Consider the following 16030-nt stretch of genomic DNA (forward strand, 5'->3'; position numbering starts at 1 on the left):
GCCTCTTCCCAGGTGTGTAAGCGTGGCCGGTAGGCCGCCTTGTTATTGCGGCCGGCTCTTCTGGTAGGCGAGCTTGCCAGCATGGCGGCGGATGGCGATGGCGGCGACGGCGCGCCGGGTGAAGCGTTCGTCGATGTCGTCAGGGTTGTAAGGGCCGCCATACCAGTTGCGCAGTCGGTCGTGTTCCTCGTGAGTGGGGTCGCCCATGGCGTCGAGGAACATCTCGTATCCGGGCAAGCCACCGACATCCTCGGGTGGACAGCGCCGTTCGCCGGCGACGAAGCGCGGGTATTTGACGTCAGGCTCGCCGGGGCCGACCGTTTCCACGGTGATGGTGTGCCGCCAGTCGTCGCCCATGTCGTAGGTGTAGACGAGTTCTTTCATGCCCCGGTCGAGGAGGGCGGCGAGCTTCACGTTCTTGGCGGCCGCCATGCCGCTTTCCGACCACATCGGGTCCGGCACGCCGTAGCGGTGGTCGCCGGCCTCGAAGTGCCAGAGATGACAGTTCTCCCAGCCCATCGCAGCCTGGACGACATCGTGGAGCATCTTGAGGCTGGCGGTGACCGGCACGTCGACCCGGCGCCAGATGGCGGGTTCGATGTTGTCCAGGACGAGGTGCAGGCGGGCAACGGTTTCGGCGCTCATGCCGCCAGCCTGGCAGGTTCGCGAGCCCAGTTCCACGGCATGAGCTCGTCCCAGCGGCTGGCGGGCCAGTCGTCGGCGACCCTGGCGATGACGTCGGCGATGTACGCCTGCGGGTCAACGCTGTTGGCCTTGCAGGTCTGGATGACGGTGTAGATCGCGGCGGCACGCTCGCCGCCCGCCCTGGAGCCGGCGAACAGCCAGTTGCGGCGACCAACGGCGACGCCGCGCAGGGCACGCTCGGCGATGTTGTTGTCGATCTCCAGGCGGCCGTCGTCGAGGAAGCGGCACAGTGCCGGCCAGCGTTTGGTGCCATAGGCGATGGCCTTGGCCATATCGGACTTGGGCGACAGGCGACGAAGGGCAGCGTCGAGCACCTCGCGCAAGGCGCCGACCAACGGCTTGGTTCGGTCCTGTCGCACTCGGTGCCGGACATCCGGTGGCTGGTCGCGCACCTCGGCTTCGACGGCATAGAGCGCGCCGAAGCGCTGGAGGATGTCGGTGGTCAGCGGCGTGGGGATGCGCTCGTGCAGGTCGAACACCTTGCGCCGGTAATGCGCCCAGCACGCTACCTCGGTGACACCGCTGCGGTACAGCCCGTCATAACCGGCATAGGCATCGGCCTGGAGGAAGCCGCGGAAGCCGGCGAGATGCGTCTGCGGGTGCGCGGCGGTCCGGTCGGGTGTGAAGCGATACCAGGTCGCGGGCGGCGCCGTGCTGCCGGACGCGCGGTCATCGGCCGCGTATACCCACAGCCGCCCGGTCGCGGTCTTGCCTCGGCCCGGGTCGAGCACCGGCACCGGCGTGTCGTCCGCATGGATCTTGTCTGCGGTCAAGACAGCATCACGGATACGGCTGACGACCGGGTCGAGCAGGACTGCGGCCTGCCCGGTCCAGCCGGCAAGGGTGGAGCGGTCGATGTCGAGGCCCTGCGCCGCCATCATCTCGGCCTGACGATAGAGCGGCAGATGGTGGTCGAACTTGGAAACGACGACATGCGCCAGCGTGGCGAAGGTCGCCTTGCCCCGCGCCACGGCGCTGACCGGCGCGGGTGCCTGCACGATTTTCTCGCAAGCCCGGCAGCTATATTTGGGGCGAACGTTGCGCACGACCCGCCAGTGGACCGGCATGACGTCGAGCATCTCGTGCGTATCCACGCCCAAGCGACGCAACATGCCGCCACAGTCCGGGCAGGTGCAGGCACCAGATGCCGGCTCATGGACTACTTCCTCGCGCGGCAAGTGGTCCGGCAGGCTGCGGACCGGTGCCGGTCGCGGCGCTACTTCGGGTGCCGCAGTCTCGACTGCGGAAACATCGCGCTCGGTTTCCAGCTCTTCCAGTGCCAGTTCGAGCTGCTCGACCTCGCGGCCCAGCTTCTCGGATGAGGCGCCGAACTGCATCCGCCGCAGCCAGGCAATCTGCCCGCGCAGGGTGTCGATGAGCAGGTCGCGGGCGACGAGCGCGGCATTGGCCCGGGCGAGCGAAGCCTCCAGCGCGGCGATCCGCGCGATGACATCAGCTGAGGAAACGGGCGCTTCCGACACCAGGATTGCATAGCAGATCGCATGCCGACGGGCGAGCAAAAGCCACGCGAAACCGCCGTTTTCAGCCCGCCAGTGTCGGCACGAACGTGCGCTCGGGCCGGCGCCAGTCGATGCCCTCCAGCAGCATCGACAGCTGCGCCGGCGTCAGCGTCACCGCGCCGGTCGCGGTCACCGGCCAGACGAAGCGGCCCCGGTCCAGCCGCTTCGAGAACAGGCACAGCCCCTGGCCATCGAACCACAGCAGCTTGACCAGATGACCGCGTTTGCCCCGGAACGCGAACAGCGCGCCGGAATGCGGATCCTCGCGCAGCACCTGCTGGACCAGCACCGCCAGCCCATCGAAGCCCTTGCGCATGTCGGTCACGCCGCAGGCCAGGAACACTCGCGTCGGCAACGGCGTCGGACTCACCTCAGCACCGACAGCACCCGCGCCAGCGCGCCGGCGTCCACCGAGCCGTCCACGCTCACCCGCACGCCACCCGCCAATTCGATGCAGATGAGGCCGGGCGTGGATGTCGCCGGCTGTGGTGCAGGAACCTCAGCCACACACACCTCGGCGAATGTTGGCAGCGCGGGCGCTATGCCGCCCAGCTTGCCCAGCCGCGCCTGCTTGCGCCACGTATACACCAGCCCGCTCGATATCTCGCGCCGCTCAAGAACATCGCGAACCCGGACGCCAGGCCGGAACGCCTCGGCCAGGATCTCCAGCTTCTCCTCGTCCGACCAACTCCGCCGGCCCGACACCCGGCCGACCACCTCCACGGACCCGAAAACTTCCCGCACCGCTATCGCCCTCGTCAAAGGCGACAAACATCCCAGCTACGGCAAAACGGGCAAGGCGGCCCGCAGGCCACGCTTACAAGAGACTGGCTAGTATGACCGATGAGCCAAGCACCAGGCTCCTTTCGTCTCCCCGCCACCAACCGTCGCCATCCCAAATGAAGAACTGACCCCCTAAACCGTAGAGCGCTGCCACCACCCAGGCGCTCCCTACAATCCACCATGCCTGCGCCTCTGCGTCTTCCCACGTCTGCTCGGCGATCTGATCAAGCCTAGCTTCGCTCGCCCTCTCGATTTGTGCAATCTCTTCCTGCTTGGCGCGGAGCATACCTTCAGAGATCGCCTTGTCGGCCGCAAGCTGCACGGAGCGCTGCCGCGCCGCTTCCGCTTCGCTTGCAAAGTCGCTTGCCGCTCGGCGAGCAACGTCTATTTCTGCATCAGCCAGGTGCCGCTCTTCCAGTCGGCCGAGTTCCTGCGCGCTCGATGTTACAGCGCGAAGGAGCTCTTCGCTGTTTGCAGCATCAAGCACGTCGGGGCTTCCGCCGGTCGCCACCACCAAGTCGAAGACAGCCTGCTGGGAAGAGAAGATCGCTTCCGATATTTCCTTACCCTGCTGTTCGGCGATACGTCGCTCTGCTTTTTTAAGCAGAAATCCATTGGACGCGAGAATGCGATCACAAGCTGATATCAAATGTGTCTCGGGTGCATTCCTATCAACTGTATCTCCGAATCGCATCCAAGTAATCGCTGCCAGCGTTTTAGTCTCCATCGCTGGACCAAATGCGTAAGATGGCGGTCCTAAGTTAGTTCTTACAAAGAGGTCTGCGTACCGTGTGAATGTAGAGTTTCGCGTTATAAGAGTGAACGGCGCATCAAACGCGTCTGAGCTGTACCTACCCTGCCGACGTCGCATTACAAAGGCAACAGACAAAGCATCTCGGTATTGTTGTTCGACTTTGTCCGGTCCGTGCCAAGTTGATGATAAGCGAAACCTGTCGATCAGTTCGTCAGCAAAAAAGTTTGCGTGAAGCGGACTTTTTCGATCCATAACTAAAACCTCGACATTGAGGCGCTTCGCCTCCTTGTCTGGGCTGCGAGCAATGAACCTTGCCCTATGTGCGAGCGGAGGGTTGGCCCGAAGGGCATCCCCGGTTAAGCCAAATCGCTGATTTACCGGCCGTTTGAGGACAGTATCGATGATCTCGGCAACTTCCTCCAAGCAATGCGTTAAAGTGGCCACTCGTGTCCCATGGCCCCGTAGTGCTCGCAAGCAATTCTCAATGCTGCGTTGCCTCGACGGGCCGCTCAAACCCATCAAGTCAAGTAGAACAGGGGCGTCAAGGACAAGGACGTTCGATAGCTTAGCGTCTTCGATTTGTGTCGGTTGGCGCAACTCCTGAAGAAATTCGAGCGCTAGGCCCATCTCAGTCAGCGCGGCTAAATCTCTCAGCTCTTCATAACCATGACGCCCAAGCCACTTAGCGAAACCGGCAAACTCGACACTTAACGAGCTGTTTGTACCACTGAACTGTTTCGTCTCGTCAAAAATAGCAGCCTTGATCGATGGTCGACCACCCGCCAGAAGACGCCCCGCCTCAGCGCTCAATGCATCTTTGTCGGTACCGTCCAGTGATGTTGACCACCGAAATATCTCCCATTTGAATTCTGCCTCAGACACGGTCAACTTGAGCAATGGCGCATAGCGTTCCAGAAACTCACTGAACCTGCTGTGCAATCGCGATAGCTTCGCCTCGCTGGCCTCCAACGCCTGCGTGTCATTCAGTTCGGGAAGCGTCATCGGCACGCGATGTGAAGGGCGGTGACAAACCAGGCCACAGGACCGCCGGCGCAGTGCCGTCGGGGGCGGAGTAAAATCCGGCCAGTTGGTAAGCTGCTCCCTTTGCGGAGCGGCGGGGATGTTTGTCGTGGAGAGCTACGCAGCGGTCAGACGGTTTGTATTTGTCGAGGGGCATAGTCGCCGGGAAGCGGCGGAGGTGTTCGGGCTGAACCGGGATACGGTACGCAAGATGTGCCTGTATTCGGCGCCTCCTGGATACCGCCGGACGAAACCTCCGACCAAGCCGAAGCTCGGGACGCTGCTACCGGTTATCGACGCAATCCTGGCAGCCGACCGCGAGGCGCCGGGCAAGCAGCAGCACACGGCCAAGCGGATCTTTGAGCGGCTGCGCGACGAGCATGGCTATACGGGCGGCTACACGATGGTGAAGGACCATGTGCGGCTGTGCAGGGCCCGCGGGCGCGAGACCTTCGTGCCGCTGGCGCACCCGCCGGGGCATGCACAGGTCGACTTTGGCGAGGCGGTCGCGGTCGTCGGCGGGGAGCGGATGAAGATCCACTATTTCTGCATGTCGCTGCCGCAGTCGGATGCCTGCTTCTTCAAGGCGTATCCGCGCGAGACGACCGAGGCGTTTCTTGACGGGCACGTGTCGGCATTCGCGTTCTTCGGGGGCGTGCCGCTGTCCATCCTCTACGACAACACAACCATCGCCGTGGCAAAGATCTGCGGCGATGGAACGCGCGAGCGCACACGCGCCTTCACCGAGTTGGTCAGCCACTACCTGTTTCAGGACCGTTTTGCGCGTCCAGCGCGAGGCAACGACAAAGGCAAGGTCGAGGGGCTGGTGAAGTTTGCGCGCAACAACTTCATGGTGCCCGTGCCGGTCGCTGCCAATTTCGATGTCCTGAACGCCAGGTTCGAGGAGTCCTGCCGTACGCGCCAGGGCGAGCATGCCGGTCAGCACGCGCAGACCATTGCCGAGCGGCTGGCGGCAGACGTATCGGCATTGCGCACGCTGCCGTCCGTACCACTGGAGCCATGCGAGAAACGCGCGGCGCGCGTGTCGTCGACCGCGATGGTGCGCTACCGGACCAACGACTATTCGGTGCCGACCGCGTACGGCTACCGCGACGTGATGGTGAAGGGGTTCGTCGACGAGGTCGTCATCATATGCGCGGGCGAAGAGATTGCCCGGCACGCGCGTTGCTACGACGAAGGCGTATTCGTCTCCAACCCACTGCACTATCTCGCGCTCATCGAGACCAAGCCCGGTGCGCTCGACCAGGCGGCAGCCCTTCAGGACTGGAACCTGCCGGACATCTTCCAGCATCTGCGCCACCTGCTCGAGGCCCGGATGGGCAACAAGGGTAAACGCGAGTTCATCCAGGTGCTGCGGCTGCTCGAGGCGATGCCGCTTCCCATCGTCACGGATGCCGTGACCGAGGCAGTCCAGTTGGGCGCACCTGGTTTTGACGCGGTAAAACTCATCGCGCTGGCGCGTATCGAGCGCCGTCCGCCGCGCCTGGATTTAGCGGCGTATCCGCACGTGCCCAAGATGGACGTCAAAACGACGTGCGCGGCCGACTATGCGGTGCTGGCAGCATGACGGACAAGGACGCCATGCCGGTGGGCACGACCGCAGGTACGCCACAGGTGCTGCTCGCCCATCATCTCAAACAACTCAAACTGCCAACCGTTCTGCGCGAGTACGAAAAGGTCGCGCGCGAATGCGCGCAAGGCGGGGTCGACCACACGCGCTACCTGTTGCGGCTTATCGAGTTGGAGCTCATCGACCGCGAGCGCCGGACCATCGAGCGACGGATCCGCGCAGCCCGTTTCCCGGCTGTGAAGAGCTTCGACACCTTCGAGTTCACCGCCATCCCCAGCCTGAACAAGATGATGGTGGTCGAGCTCGCACGGTGCGAATATATCCTGCGCCGCGAGAACGTCATTGCGCTCGGCAACAGCGGGACAGGCAAGACGCATGTAGCCCTCGCGCTCGGCCTGGCGGCTTGCCAGAAGGGCTTCACAGTCGCCTTCACTACCGCGGCCTCGCTGGTGAACCAGTTGATGGAGGCGCGAGACGAGCGACGGCTGCTCAAGCTCCAACGCGAGATGGCGGCCGTGAAGCTGCTCGTCGTCGATGAACTCGGCTACGTCCCGTTGTCCCCGACCGGCGCCGAACTGCTCTTCGAGGTGCTGTCGCAGCGCTACGAGCGCGGCTCGACCATCATCACCTCCAACCTGCCGTTCGAGGACTGGACGCAGGTGCTCGCCTCCGAGCGGCTGACCGGCGCACTGCTCGACCGGCTCACCCACCATGCCACCATCCTGACCATGAACGGCGACAGCTATCGCCTCAAGCAGTCCACCGGACGCAAACGTCGCGGGGCGGAGCAAAACCAGGCCAGTGCCCTGTCCGACCCGGACACCGGTGAGATATTATCTTCCTGACCATCAGGCCGAGGACGGCAACGATATGAAAAGGGCCCCGATCGGGGCCCTTTTCATATCGTCAGCGCGCGCCTCAAGTGGCCTGCTTTTACTCCGCCCCGCTGGCCTGGTTTTGCTCCGCCGTTGACACTGCGGAGGAGCGGAAGCTTGATCGAACGGTGCCGACCGTCGCGCAACTGGCGGAGCGGTACCTCGATTACGTCCGATCGTACAAGCGAAGCGCTGACATCGACGCACGGTATCTCAGGCTGCACCTGCTGCCGAAGTTTGGGAAACGGCGGATCAACCAGCTGGAGCAAACCGAGATCATGGATTGGCTGAACGGCAAGGTTCGCGAAGGCTACGCCCAGGCTACGGTGAACCGATGGCAGGTGATCCTCGGGCACATGCTCCGCATGGGGAAAGTTTGGGGCCTGGCGGGATCGGAGGTGAACCCGCTGGAGGGAGTGAAACAGAAGGACCCGAACAACAAGGTCGAGCGGTTCCTTACCCCAGCTGAGACGAAGCGGCTGCGGCAGGCAGTCGAGGACAGCCCTAACCCGATGCTTGCCCCGATTGTCGCCCTGCTACTTCTGACCGGTTGCCGGAAGCGCGAATTGCTGGATGCGACGTGGGACGAGTTTCGGCTGGATCAGGGGTTCTGGCGCATCCCGACCGAGAAGTCGAAAACAGGCAAGTCTCGACAGGTCCCGCTCAGTGAGAGCGCGATCGCTGTGCTGAAGGCGATTCCCCGGTTGGGTGATTGTCCATACGTTGTGCCCAATCCAGCGACGCTGAAACCGTTCGGGTCGGTTTACAATTCATGGAACAGCGCGCGGAACGCGGCCGGGTTGCCGGACGTCCGGATGCACGACCTGCGCCACTCTATGGCCTCCAACATGGCGAACTCGGGACAATCCTTGCTAGTGATCGGCCAGGTGCTTGGACACAGCCAGCCGCGGACGACGCTCAGGTATGCTCACCTCTCGGAGGGCACGCTTCAGAAGGCCGCTAACGCTGCCTCGGCGGCTAGCGGCTGGAGCGCGGACGCCGCCTAACCTACTCGCCAGCCCTTCGGGTGACACATCGTCGCTCGGAGGGCTGGCACCCTTTTATTTTTGCGGCAACGCCCACGTTGACACCGACGGTGGTGGAGGATCAGGGAGGCATATGGGAGGCCACATTCCACGATCCGATCCAGCCAAAGCACGTTCGGTAGGCAACGTCGCTGCTACAATCTCGCGCCGAACTAGGACGCCGTTGGGAGTGGGAGAAGTGCACCAGTTTTCTAGGCATAAGCGCCTGCAAGGAATAAGCTTTTTCGGATCGTCCCAGAATCTGTTCATGCTGGTATCGGCGCTGATGGGGCTAGGCCGGATGCAGGCGGCCTATGCGCACGCGATCGCCAGCGGCTATCGCTTCTACAGCTATGGCGACGCCTCGCTGCTGCTGCCCGAACGGCCCGCATGAGCGACCTTCGCCCCCGCCGCAGCGCGTTGTTCCTGCCGGCGTCCAACGCACGGGCGATCGAGAAGGCGCGCACCCTTCCCTGTGACGTCGTGATCCTCGACCTCGAGGATGCGGTCGCGCCCGAGCAGAAGCAGGCGGCGCGGGAGGCGGCAGTGGCGGCGGCGCGAGAAGGCGGGTTCGGCGCGCGTGAGCTGGTGCTGCGGGTCAATGGCCTCGATAGTCCCTGGGCAGCCGGCGACCTCGCCGCCGCCGACAGCGCCCCCTTCGACGCCGTGCTGGTCCCCAAGGTGAACGCCGCGGCCGACGTCGACGCGGCCGAGGCGCAGGTGCAGCGCGCTCCGATCTGGGCGATGATCGAGACCTGCCGCGCCATCCCGTCCCTCGGTGCAATCGCCGCGGCAGCCGAGCGCACGCGGCTCCAGGCGTTCGTGATCGGCACCAACGATCTCGCCAAGGAGATGCGCTGCCGCCTCTCCGCCGATCGCGCGGAACTGCTGCCGCTGCTGACCCTCGCGCTCGCCGCCGGGCGCGGCTGGGGGCTCACGGTGCTGGACGGCGTCCACAATGCGATCGACGATGATGCCGGGTTCGAGGCGGTGTGCCGGCAGGGTGCCGCCCTGGGCTTCGACGGCAAGACGCTGATCCACCCGCGCCAGATCGCGGCCTGCAACGCCGCCTTCTCGCCAAGCCCCGAGGATGTGGCGCGGGCCGAGGCGATCGTGGCCGCTTTTGCGACGCCGGACGCGGACGGCCGGGGCGCGATCCGCCTGGACGGCGCGATGGTGGAGCGCCTCCACCTGGAACAGGCGCAACGCGTGCTGGCACTCGCAGCCCAAAGTCGTTCGGCCGCCTGAACCCGGTTGCGCCTGCCGCAGGTTGGACAGGCGCCCCGGCAGGCGATAGCCTCCATCCCGACAAAGCGTACGGCACGGCGATGCCGATCGCGAACGGGGGATGCGATGCGGCCGCACGAACAGCCACGCGACGACGGGCAGCTTCCTGCCCATGTGGATACGGGGCGCATGTCCCCCGCGATCGTGCTCAGTGCGCTGGGCGCGGCATTGGGCGGCCTGTTGTTCGGGTTCGACACGGCAGTCATCTCCGGCGCGACGCAGGCATTGCAGGCGCATTTCGCCCTGTCCGATCCCGCACTCGGGTTCACGGTCGCCTCTGCGCTGATCGGGACGGTGATCGGCTCGCTCGTGGCCGGTGCCCCCGCTGACCGGTTCGGCCGCAGGCGCATGCTGCTGGCGATCGCCATTGCCTATCTGGTCTCGTCGCTCGGCTCCGGGCTGGCGAACAGCTGGCCGGTGCTGCTGCTGTTCCGCACGCTCGGCGGCCTTGCGATCGGCGCGGCCTCGGTGGTCACGCCGGTCTACATCGCGGAGGTTGCGCCGACGCGCTTCCGCGGCCGGCTGGTCGCGCTCAACCAGCTCAACATCGTGCTCGGCATCCTCCTCGCCTTTCTCTCCAACTATCTGATCGCGGGCGGCATGGACGTCGACGTCGCGTGGCGCTGGATGCTCGGGATCGTAGCCGCGCCCTCCGCCCTGTTCCTGCTGGTCACCCTGCTGCTCCCGGAAAGCCCGCGCTGGCTCGTGGTGAAGGGGCGATCCGCGGACGCGCTGGACGTGCTGCAACGGCTGGGCTTCGCCGACCCGGAGCGCGAGATCGCCGCGATGCAGGGCGCGCAGGTGCGCGAGCGCCAGCCCCAGCTGTTCCAGCGCCGCTATGCCGTGCCGGTCGGCTGCGCGATCGCGATCGCGATGTTCAACCAGCTCTCGGGCATCAATGCGCTGCTCTATTATGCACCGCGCATCTTCGCGCTGGGCGGCGCCGGCACCGACAGCGCCATGCTCCAGTCGGTGGCGGTGGGCGGCATCAACCTGGCCTTCACCGTGCTCGCGCTGTTCCTGATCGACCGCTTCGGGCGCAAGCCGCTGCTCTACGTCGGCTCCCTCGTCTGCGCGCTCGCGCTGTTCCTGGTCGGTTTCCAGCTGGAGCAGGCGGTGGCGGACGGAACGCTGATCCTGGTCGGCATGCTCGGCTTCATCGCCGCCTTTGCCGTCAGCCAGGGCGCGGTGATCTGGGTCTTCCTCTCCGAGGTGTTCCCCAGCGAAGTGCGCGGCAAGGGCCAGGCGCTGGGCTCCACCACCCACTGGGTGATGGCCGCGGCGATCACCTGGACCTTTCCGATCGTGGCGGGCCGCGTCGGCGGCTGGGTATTCCTGTTCTTCGGCGCGATGATGCTGCTGCAGCTGGTATGGGTGTGGCGGTTCATGCCGGAGACCAACGGCGTCCCGCTGGAGGAGATGCGGCTGTAGCTCGGCGCCTGCGCTGCGTGGTGTGCCGCCTAAAGCGCTTCAGACGGGTACTAGGAGATGGGACAAGCCCTTCGAAATGCCAGAGCAACCCACAGGATCCGACGGGAGGCAGTGCGGCGAAGAAGTAGATCAAACTGGGCTCGGCCTAGGGGCGCGAACCGGTTCGATCGCTCTAGCTGCCAGCAAGCGGAGTGAGATGATGCAGGCGTTGCCATCGGCTCGTTAGCTTAGGCTACCGAACCTATTCCGCGGATGATCGCTCCCCTCGTCTCCGCTTCTTCCACATTGCCCAGCAGTGGCACTTGAGGCACATGATCGCCACACACGGGGGGAAAGTATGACCACACGGGGGTATCGGCCCGACATCGACGGTTTACGGACCCTTGCGGTTCTTCCCGTCGTTCTGTTTCACGCGGGCTTTTCAAGCTTCAGCGGCGGCTACATCGGTGTCGACGTCTTCTTCGTCATATCCGGTTACCTTATCACCGGCATCCTGGTAGCCGACGCTGAGCGCGGCACAGCCAGCATACTGGGGTTCTACGATCGGCGCATTCGCCGTATCTTTCCGGCGCTCATCACGGTCATCGTAGCCACGCTAATCGGCTGCCTCTTCATCATGCTTCCGAGCGAGCTAATGAAGGCGGCCCAGTCGGCGGTCGGCGCCGTACTATTCTATTCAAACATCTATTTCTGGAGCACCACCGATTACTTCAGTGGAGCTCCTTACGAAAATCCACTTCTGCATACCTGGTCATTAGCGGTCGAAGAACAGTTCTACATCTTTTGGCCGCTTGTAGTTTTCTTTTTAGCAAAAGGACCCAGGCGTAAGCTTCTGCTCCCCTTGACGCTCCTCGCGGCCGTTATTTCGTTCAGCATGGCTGAGTACCTGGTTGAGCGTTCGGCGAAGACGGCCTTCTACATGTTCCCGCCACGCGCTTGGGAGCTTTTCGCGGGTGCGATCCTCGCTTTGCTTCCCCATAAGGAAATTGGCTCGCGCGGCGTCCGTCAGGTGACGAGCTTCATCGGCGCAATGCTGTTGGTCGTCCCAATCTTCGTTTATGAAGAGGGTTCACGCTTCCCTGCTGCGGCCGCTGTTCCGCCGGTTCTCGGCACCGCCCTCCTGATCCTCGCGAATGTTCGGCAAGACACGTGGATGGCACGATTGCTCAGCAACCGAGTAATGGTGGGCATCGGCCTGATCTCCTACTCGCTTTACCTCTGGCATTGGCCTTTAATCTCGCTGTTCCGCCTCGCTGTGGGCCGACCGAGCACTACCATCGAAGCGGCCGCGATCGTCTTGCTGTCAATGGCCCTTGCCTGGATCAGTTGGAAGTACGTTGAGGCTCCCTTCCGTCGTGCGAAGGCGGCACGAACGCGCGGTATCAAAGATCAGAAGCGCGTGCTCGCGTGGGGGCTTGCCTCAATTGCAACAGTGGTAGCGCTGAGCGGCGCGATCTTGATCGCTCGGGGATTTCCCCAGAGGCTTCCAGCGGATGCGGCCTTCGTGGACACGTACGCGACAGAGCCCTTCAAAGTTACCGTCGGATGTTCGCTTGGGGGTCGCATCCGCCCCGGTGCAATAGAGGACTGCATGACGAGCAGTCCTGCCGAACGTGCCGCCAAGATGCTTATCTGGGGAGATTCCCACGCCCGAGCTTATGCCCCCGGGCTGACGGAGCTGGCGCGACAGAATGGCTCCGAGCTTCTAGTCCTGGTTAGATCCTCCTGCGCTCCCCTCCCGGGTGTGACGCCGGTGGCATTTTCAGCGGACAACTCCACGAGGTGTGCTGCGTTCAACGATGCTGTTTTGAAGGCCGCCTTAGACAGCCCGACCGTAGCGACGGTGGTCATCGGAGCCTATTGGAGCAAGTTTACTCAGGCCGATCCCGCACCCGGGGAGGAGCCAAATGTGGCCCGCCTTCTGACCGATGACCGGACGACGATACCTAGCCTCTCCGACAACATGCGAGTTATCGGGGAAAGTTTGAATCGCACCGCCACCGCGCTTGAGGCTCGTGGCAAGCGACTCGTGATAATGAAGCAGCCGCCTAATTTCGCCACGTCGGCGCGAAAGTGCCTCGCGAGAGCGCGCTGGGCAAGGAAGGATGAGCACCAGTGCGATGTGCAGCTAACCAAGCTGTTGAGCGAGCGCAGAACAATGTCCTCAGTGCTGCAAGCTATCGCGACAAACCACCGCAACGTGCGTTTGGTCGATCCAGTCTCTACCCTTTGTCACGAAGGGAAGTGCGCGGTCGCGGAAGGTCGCTTCCCGCTTTACCGGGACGCCCATCACCTTTCAGATGTCGGAAGCAGATTGGCAGCCAAAGCTTTTCCGCGTGAGCTGTTCAACTAGCTGGAATCAAAAAGGCGGTCTCGAACATGACACTTTCCGCTCTGGTTGCAATCCTCGCGTCTATGATCCCGGATTCGAACATGGAGCCCCGTCAGACTGCCCAGGAGCACTACCTGCTGCCTGAGCCCACCCGCGCCAACGTCCAGTACAAGGAAGGCAACAACAGGCGAACCGTCCTCGACTTTTACCAAGCAGCTAAGGCTGGCGCGCGCCCTACCGTCATATTCCTCCATGGAGGAGGCTGGCGCGGCTCGAAAGCCGGTCGAGACAAGATGCTGATGCCATTTCTCGCTCATGGCTGGAACGTGGTTAATGTAGAATATCGGGTTCCGCCACGTGATCGGGCGCCAGCCTCCCTCGTTGACGCTCGCTGCGCGATTCATTGGGTGCGAACGCACGCGAAGGAATTGCGGGTCGATCCTTCGAAGGTGATTGTCAGTGGGTCGTCGGCCGGCGGCCAACTTGCCCTCATGGCCTCACTTCCCAATCTGCCGGCGGCATTCCGTTGCGAGCGCAACGATCACTCGACCCAATCACCTGTTGCGGGCGTCATTGCATGGTGGGGCGTCGTGGACCTGAAGGCCGTAATCACCAAGACACCGCCCCTCAGGTCTGCTCGCACTTGGATCGGGAACCGTCCGGACTTCGATCAGATGGTGACGAGTCTCTCGCCAACAGAGAACATCACAAGAGGCATGCCTCCGGTCGTCCTCGTACAAGGAGAGCGAGATCCGGTCGCGCCATTGAGCCACACAATCGAGTTCGATCGAAAACTAAACGCAACGTCGGTGCCAAGTAAGCTCATCATTGTTCCACGCGGACGACATGGAAGGTTTTCGGTTGAGCGAATGCAGGCCATATTCAAAGATGTCTTCGACTTCTTCAAAGCCCGCGGCATTGGCTGAACGCAACACTCTGCAGGGCATGCGCCGAACGGCTCTCCGACTCACAGCGGGAACGATGCGTCGAGTTCGCGCGACCGAGGATTTCGTGCAGACGTCAAGGACGGAGGTTCGCGGCGGATGTGGCGGGCTTCATTTAGGTAATCGATCTCGGCGCGGCATGCGATCGCAGGCCTGACCAGCGGACCGCAAACGCGCCTAGGCACCGCACTCAGGTTTAAGGAAGTGGAGCGGGTGAAGGGAATCGAACCCTCGTCGTAAGCTTGGGAAGCTGGTGACGTAAGCCGGCCGTCGTCTGCTATCATGCGATAACGTCCTATTTTCAGAAGCTTGCTGGGATTCCCCTCGTGTCACCGTTGTTCATGGTGCGCAATTGTTCTACATGCCGTGCTTAGCGGGTGCTTATCCGGAGGCATGGTGAAGGCGAAGCTGACCAAGCAGTTTGTGGATGCGCTGGAGCCGGACGCGGATCCTCGCAAGCGGCTCACCGTGTGGGATACTGAGCTACCCGGGTTTGGGCTAACTGTCACGCCGCCGGGAGTTCGTGGCGGATGCGTGAAGTCATACATCGTCCAGTATCGCCCAGGCGGGCGCGGGACACCGACGCGTCGCATCACGATCGGTCGCCACGGGGCAGAATGGCAACCAGCGACAGCTCGTGCGGAGGCCGCGGAGTTGATGCGTCAGCGGCGTACGGGTGTTGATCCGTTCGAGGAGCGCAAGCGCCGACGGCAGGCCGAGATCGACGCCCGAGAGCAGACCGAACAGGCGGAGAAGGTGGCGCGGCGCTTCGAGTATGTGGCGTTCCGGGCGGAGTTCGTGGACCGATACGCCAAGCCCAACCAGGCGCGGAGTTGGAAGCAAACAGAGGCAGCGCTTCGGGATCTGGACGGCAAGTTTGCTGGGCAGCGCGTGGACCTGCTGGCCCGGGACGACATCAGTTCGGGGCTGAGCGAGTTGAAGAGGCGGAGCCCGTCGGCCGCAATCGCGGCACACAAGGCGCTTCGGAAGCTTTATAATTGGGCCAACAGCGAGACGCTGTTCAGTTGGCATCCCATGCGCGAGATGAGCGCTCCAGCGAAGACGAAAGTGCGCGCCCGGGTGCTCTCCGGTGCCGAACTAAAGGTCATCTGGGAGGCGGCCGGAGACCTCGGGTACCCATTCGGCCTGATGTATCAGGTGATCCTATGCACCGGGCTGCGGCTTACCGACGTGTCGGAGGCGACTTGGGGCGAATACCACTCCGAGCACGAGGCTCTGATCATCCGGGCGGAGCGAATGAAAAGGCACCCTCACGACGTGCGGGGCGACTTCTTGGTGCCGCTGAACCTATCGGCGGTCGCGATTATCGAGGCAATCCGAGAGGCGCCGGTCCGCTATTCGCCAGCGCTTGCGAAGGGCAACCGTCCGATCTTCACGACCTCGGGCAAAGCGCCCGTGAAGGGGTTCAGCTATTCGAAGGCCGCTCTGGACGCCAAGATCAAGGAGAAGTTGGGAGCTCCGTTGCCGCATTGGACGACCCACGACCTGCGCCGTACGATGGCAACGGCGATGCAGCCGCTCGGAGTGCCTCCCTCGATCATTGATCGTCTACAGGATCACCGGGATAAGGAGCAGTCAAAGACCGCTCTTCACTACCAGCATTGGGACTATGTCGAGGAAAAGCGCGACGCAGCCAAGCTGTACGGGCAGTATCTTGCCGGGGTGATTTTCGGGGCGAAAGAATACGAGCCACTGGTGCGGAAGGTCTCCTTCCGCCTTGAGCGGGAAGATGAATGACGCAC

The 16030-nt window shown here is 63.3% G+C and carries 13 protein-coding genes and 1 pseudogene; 9 read left to right on the top strand and 5 right to left on the bottom strand.

What is annotated here, in order from left to right; translation table 11 throughout:
• Positions 1 to 42: 42 nt before the first annotated feature.
• The 5 genes from EDF69_RS12380 to EDF69_RS12400 all read right to left on the bottom strand — a co-directional run bounded on the left by EDF69_RS12380 (position 43) and on the right by EDF69_RS12400 (position 4764).
• Positions 43 to 645: a plasmid pRiA4b ORF-3 family protein gene (locus EDF69_RS12380; RefSeq protein WP_132884633.1), complete on the bottom strand. Its 603-nt coding sequence runs from the start codon at positions 643 to 645 to the stop codon at positions 43 to 45.
• Entirely contained in the window at positions 642 to 2204 is a 1563-nt protein-coding gene (gene tnpC, locus EDF69_RS12385) for an IS66 family transposase (RefSeq protein ID WP_425336666.1), read from the bottom strand. Before tnpC ends, EDF69_RS12380 begins: the two co-directional genes overlap by 4 nt.
• A 43-nt stretch (positions 2205 to 2247) precedes the next feature.
• On the bottom strand, positions 2248 to 2595 hold the full coding sequence (gene tnpB, locus EDF69_RS12390; RefSeq protein ID WP_304537245.1) for an IS66 family insertion sequence element accessory protein TnpB: 348 nt from the start codon (positions 2593 to 2595) through the stop codon (positions 2248 to 2250).
• Positions 2592 to 2969, bottom strand: coding sequence for an IS66-like element accessory protein TnpA (gene tnpA, locus EDF69_RS12395; protein WP_339537905.1), 378 nt, complete (start codon positions 2967 to 2969; stop codon positions 2592 to 2594). The genes tnpB and tnpA overlap by 4 nt, the downstream gene beginning before the upstream one ends.
• 73 nt (positions 2970 to 3042) lie before the next feature.
• Positions 3043 to 4764 (bottom strand): hypothetical protein, encoded by a 1722-nt coding sequence (locus EDF69_RS12400; RefSeq protein WP_132884631.1) that lies wholly within the window; start codon positions 4762 to 4764, stop codon positions 3043 to 3045.
• Between the two features lie 118 nt (positions 4765 to 4882).
• On the opposite strand from EDF69_RS12400, the gene istA reads away from it, so the two are divergent.
• The 9 genes and pseudogenes from istA to EDF69_RS12445 all read left to right on the top strand — a co-directional run bounded on the left by istA (position 4883) and on the right by EDF69_RS12445 (position 16025).
• Positions 4883 to 6370, top strand: coding sequence for an IS21 family transposase (gene istA / locus EDF69_RS12405; RefSeq protein ID WP_132884630.1), 1488 nt, complete (start codon positions 4883 to 4885; stop codon positions 6368 to 6370).
• A gap of 14 nt (positions 6371 to 6384) precedes the next feature.
• A complete protein-coding gene (gene istB, locus EDF69_RS12410; RefSeq protein WP_204991410.1) occupies positions 6385 to 7218 on the top strand; it encodes an IS21-like element helper ATPase IstB in 834 nt (277 codons plus the stop codon).
• Between the two features lie 158 nt (positions 7219 to 7376).
• Positions 7377 to 8255 carry a tyrosine-type recombinase/integrase gene (locus tag EDF69_RS19660; RefSeq protein ID WP_132884590.1) on the top strand — a complete coding sequence of 293 codons (879 nt, stop codon included), beginning with the start codon at positions 7377 to 7379 and terminating at the stop codon, positions 8253 to 8255.
• 277 nt (positions 8256 to 8532) lie between these two features.
• Positions 8533 to 8667: pseudogene (locus EDF69_RS12420) on the top strand (S-adenosylmethionine:tRNA ribosyltransferase-isomerase); the annotation flags it as partial.
• On the top strand, positions 8664 to 9521 hold the full coding sequence (locus tag EDF69_RS12425) for an HpcH/HpaI aldolase/citrate lyase family protein (protein ID WP_132884589.1): 858 nt from the start codon (positions 8664 to 8666) through the stop codon (positions 9519 to 9521). The pseudogene EDF69_RS12420 and the gene EDF69_RS12425, both read left to right, overlap by 4 nt.
• 105 nt (positions 9522 to 9626) lie before the next feature.
• A complete protein-coding gene (locus EDF69_RS12430; protein WP_239555459.1) occupies positions 9627 to 10991 on the top strand; it encodes a sugar porter family MFS transporter in 1365 nt (454 codons plus the stop codon).
• 337 nt (positions 10992 to 11328) lie between these two features.
• Entirely contained in the window at positions 11329 to 13344 is a 2016-nt protein-coding gene (locus tag EDF69_RS12435) for an acyltransferase family protein (RefSeq protein ID WP_132884588.1), read from the top strand.
• Between the two features lie 26 nt (positions 13345 to 13370).
• Positions 13371 to 14249, top strand: a complete 879-nt coding sequence (locus EDF69_RS12440) for an alpha/beta hydrolase (protein WP_132884587.1) — start codon at positions 13371 to 13373, stop codon at positions 14247 to 14249.
• A 411-nt stretch (positions 14250 to 14660) separates the two neighbouring features.
• On the top strand, positions 14661 to 16025 hold the full coding sequence (locus EDF69_RS12445; RefSeq protein WP_132884586.1) for a tyrosine-type recombinase/integrase: 1365 nt from the start codon (positions 14661 to 14663) through the stop codon (positions 16023 to 16025).
• Positions 16026 to 16030: the final 5 nt, after the last annotated feature.

Source organism: Sphingomonas sp. JUb134, from assembly GCF_004341505.2.
Classification (GTDB): domain Bacteria; phylum Pseudomonadota; class Alphaproteobacteria; order Sphingomonadales; family Sphingomonadaceae; genus Sphingomonas.

Bases quoted from the DNA above. Each gene is read 5' to 3' on its own strand.
- EDF69_RS12380 (WP_132884633.1), bottom strand. From the start codon at position 645: ATGAGCGCCGAAACCGTTGCCCGCCTGCACCTCGTCCTGGACAACATC.
- EDF69_RS12400 (WP_132884631.1), bottom strand. From the start codon at position 4,764: ATGACGCTTCCCGAACTGAATGACACGCAGGCGTTGGAGGCCAGCGAG.
- istA (WP_132884630.1), top strand. From the start codon at position 4,883: ATGTTTGTCGTGGAGAGCTACGCAGCGGTCAGACGGTTTGTATTTGTC.
- istB (WP_204991410.1), top strand. From the start codon at position 6,385: ATGCCGGTGGGCACGACCGCAGGTACGCCACAGGTGCTGCTCGCCCAT.
- EDF69_RS12425 (WP_132884589.1), top strand. From the start codon at position 8,664: ATGAGCGACCTTCGCCCCCGCCGCAGCGCGTTGTTCCTGCCGGCGTCC.
- EDF69_RS12430 (WP_239555459.1), top strand. From the start codon at position 9,627: ATGCGGCCGCACGAACAGCCACGCGACGACGGGCAGCTTCCTGCCCAT.
- EDF69_RS12435 (WP_132884588.1), top strand. From the start codon at position 11,329: ATGACCACACGGGGGTATCGGCCCGACATCGACGGTTTACGGACCCTT.
- EDF69_RS12440 (WP_132884587.1), top strand. From the start codon at position 13,371: ATGACACTTTCCGCTCTGGTTGCAATCCTCGCGTCTATGATCCCGGAT.
- EDF69_RS12445 (WP_132884586.1), top strand. From the start codon at position 14,661: ATGGTGAAGGCGAAGCTGACCAAGCAGTTTGTGGATGCGCTGGAGCCG.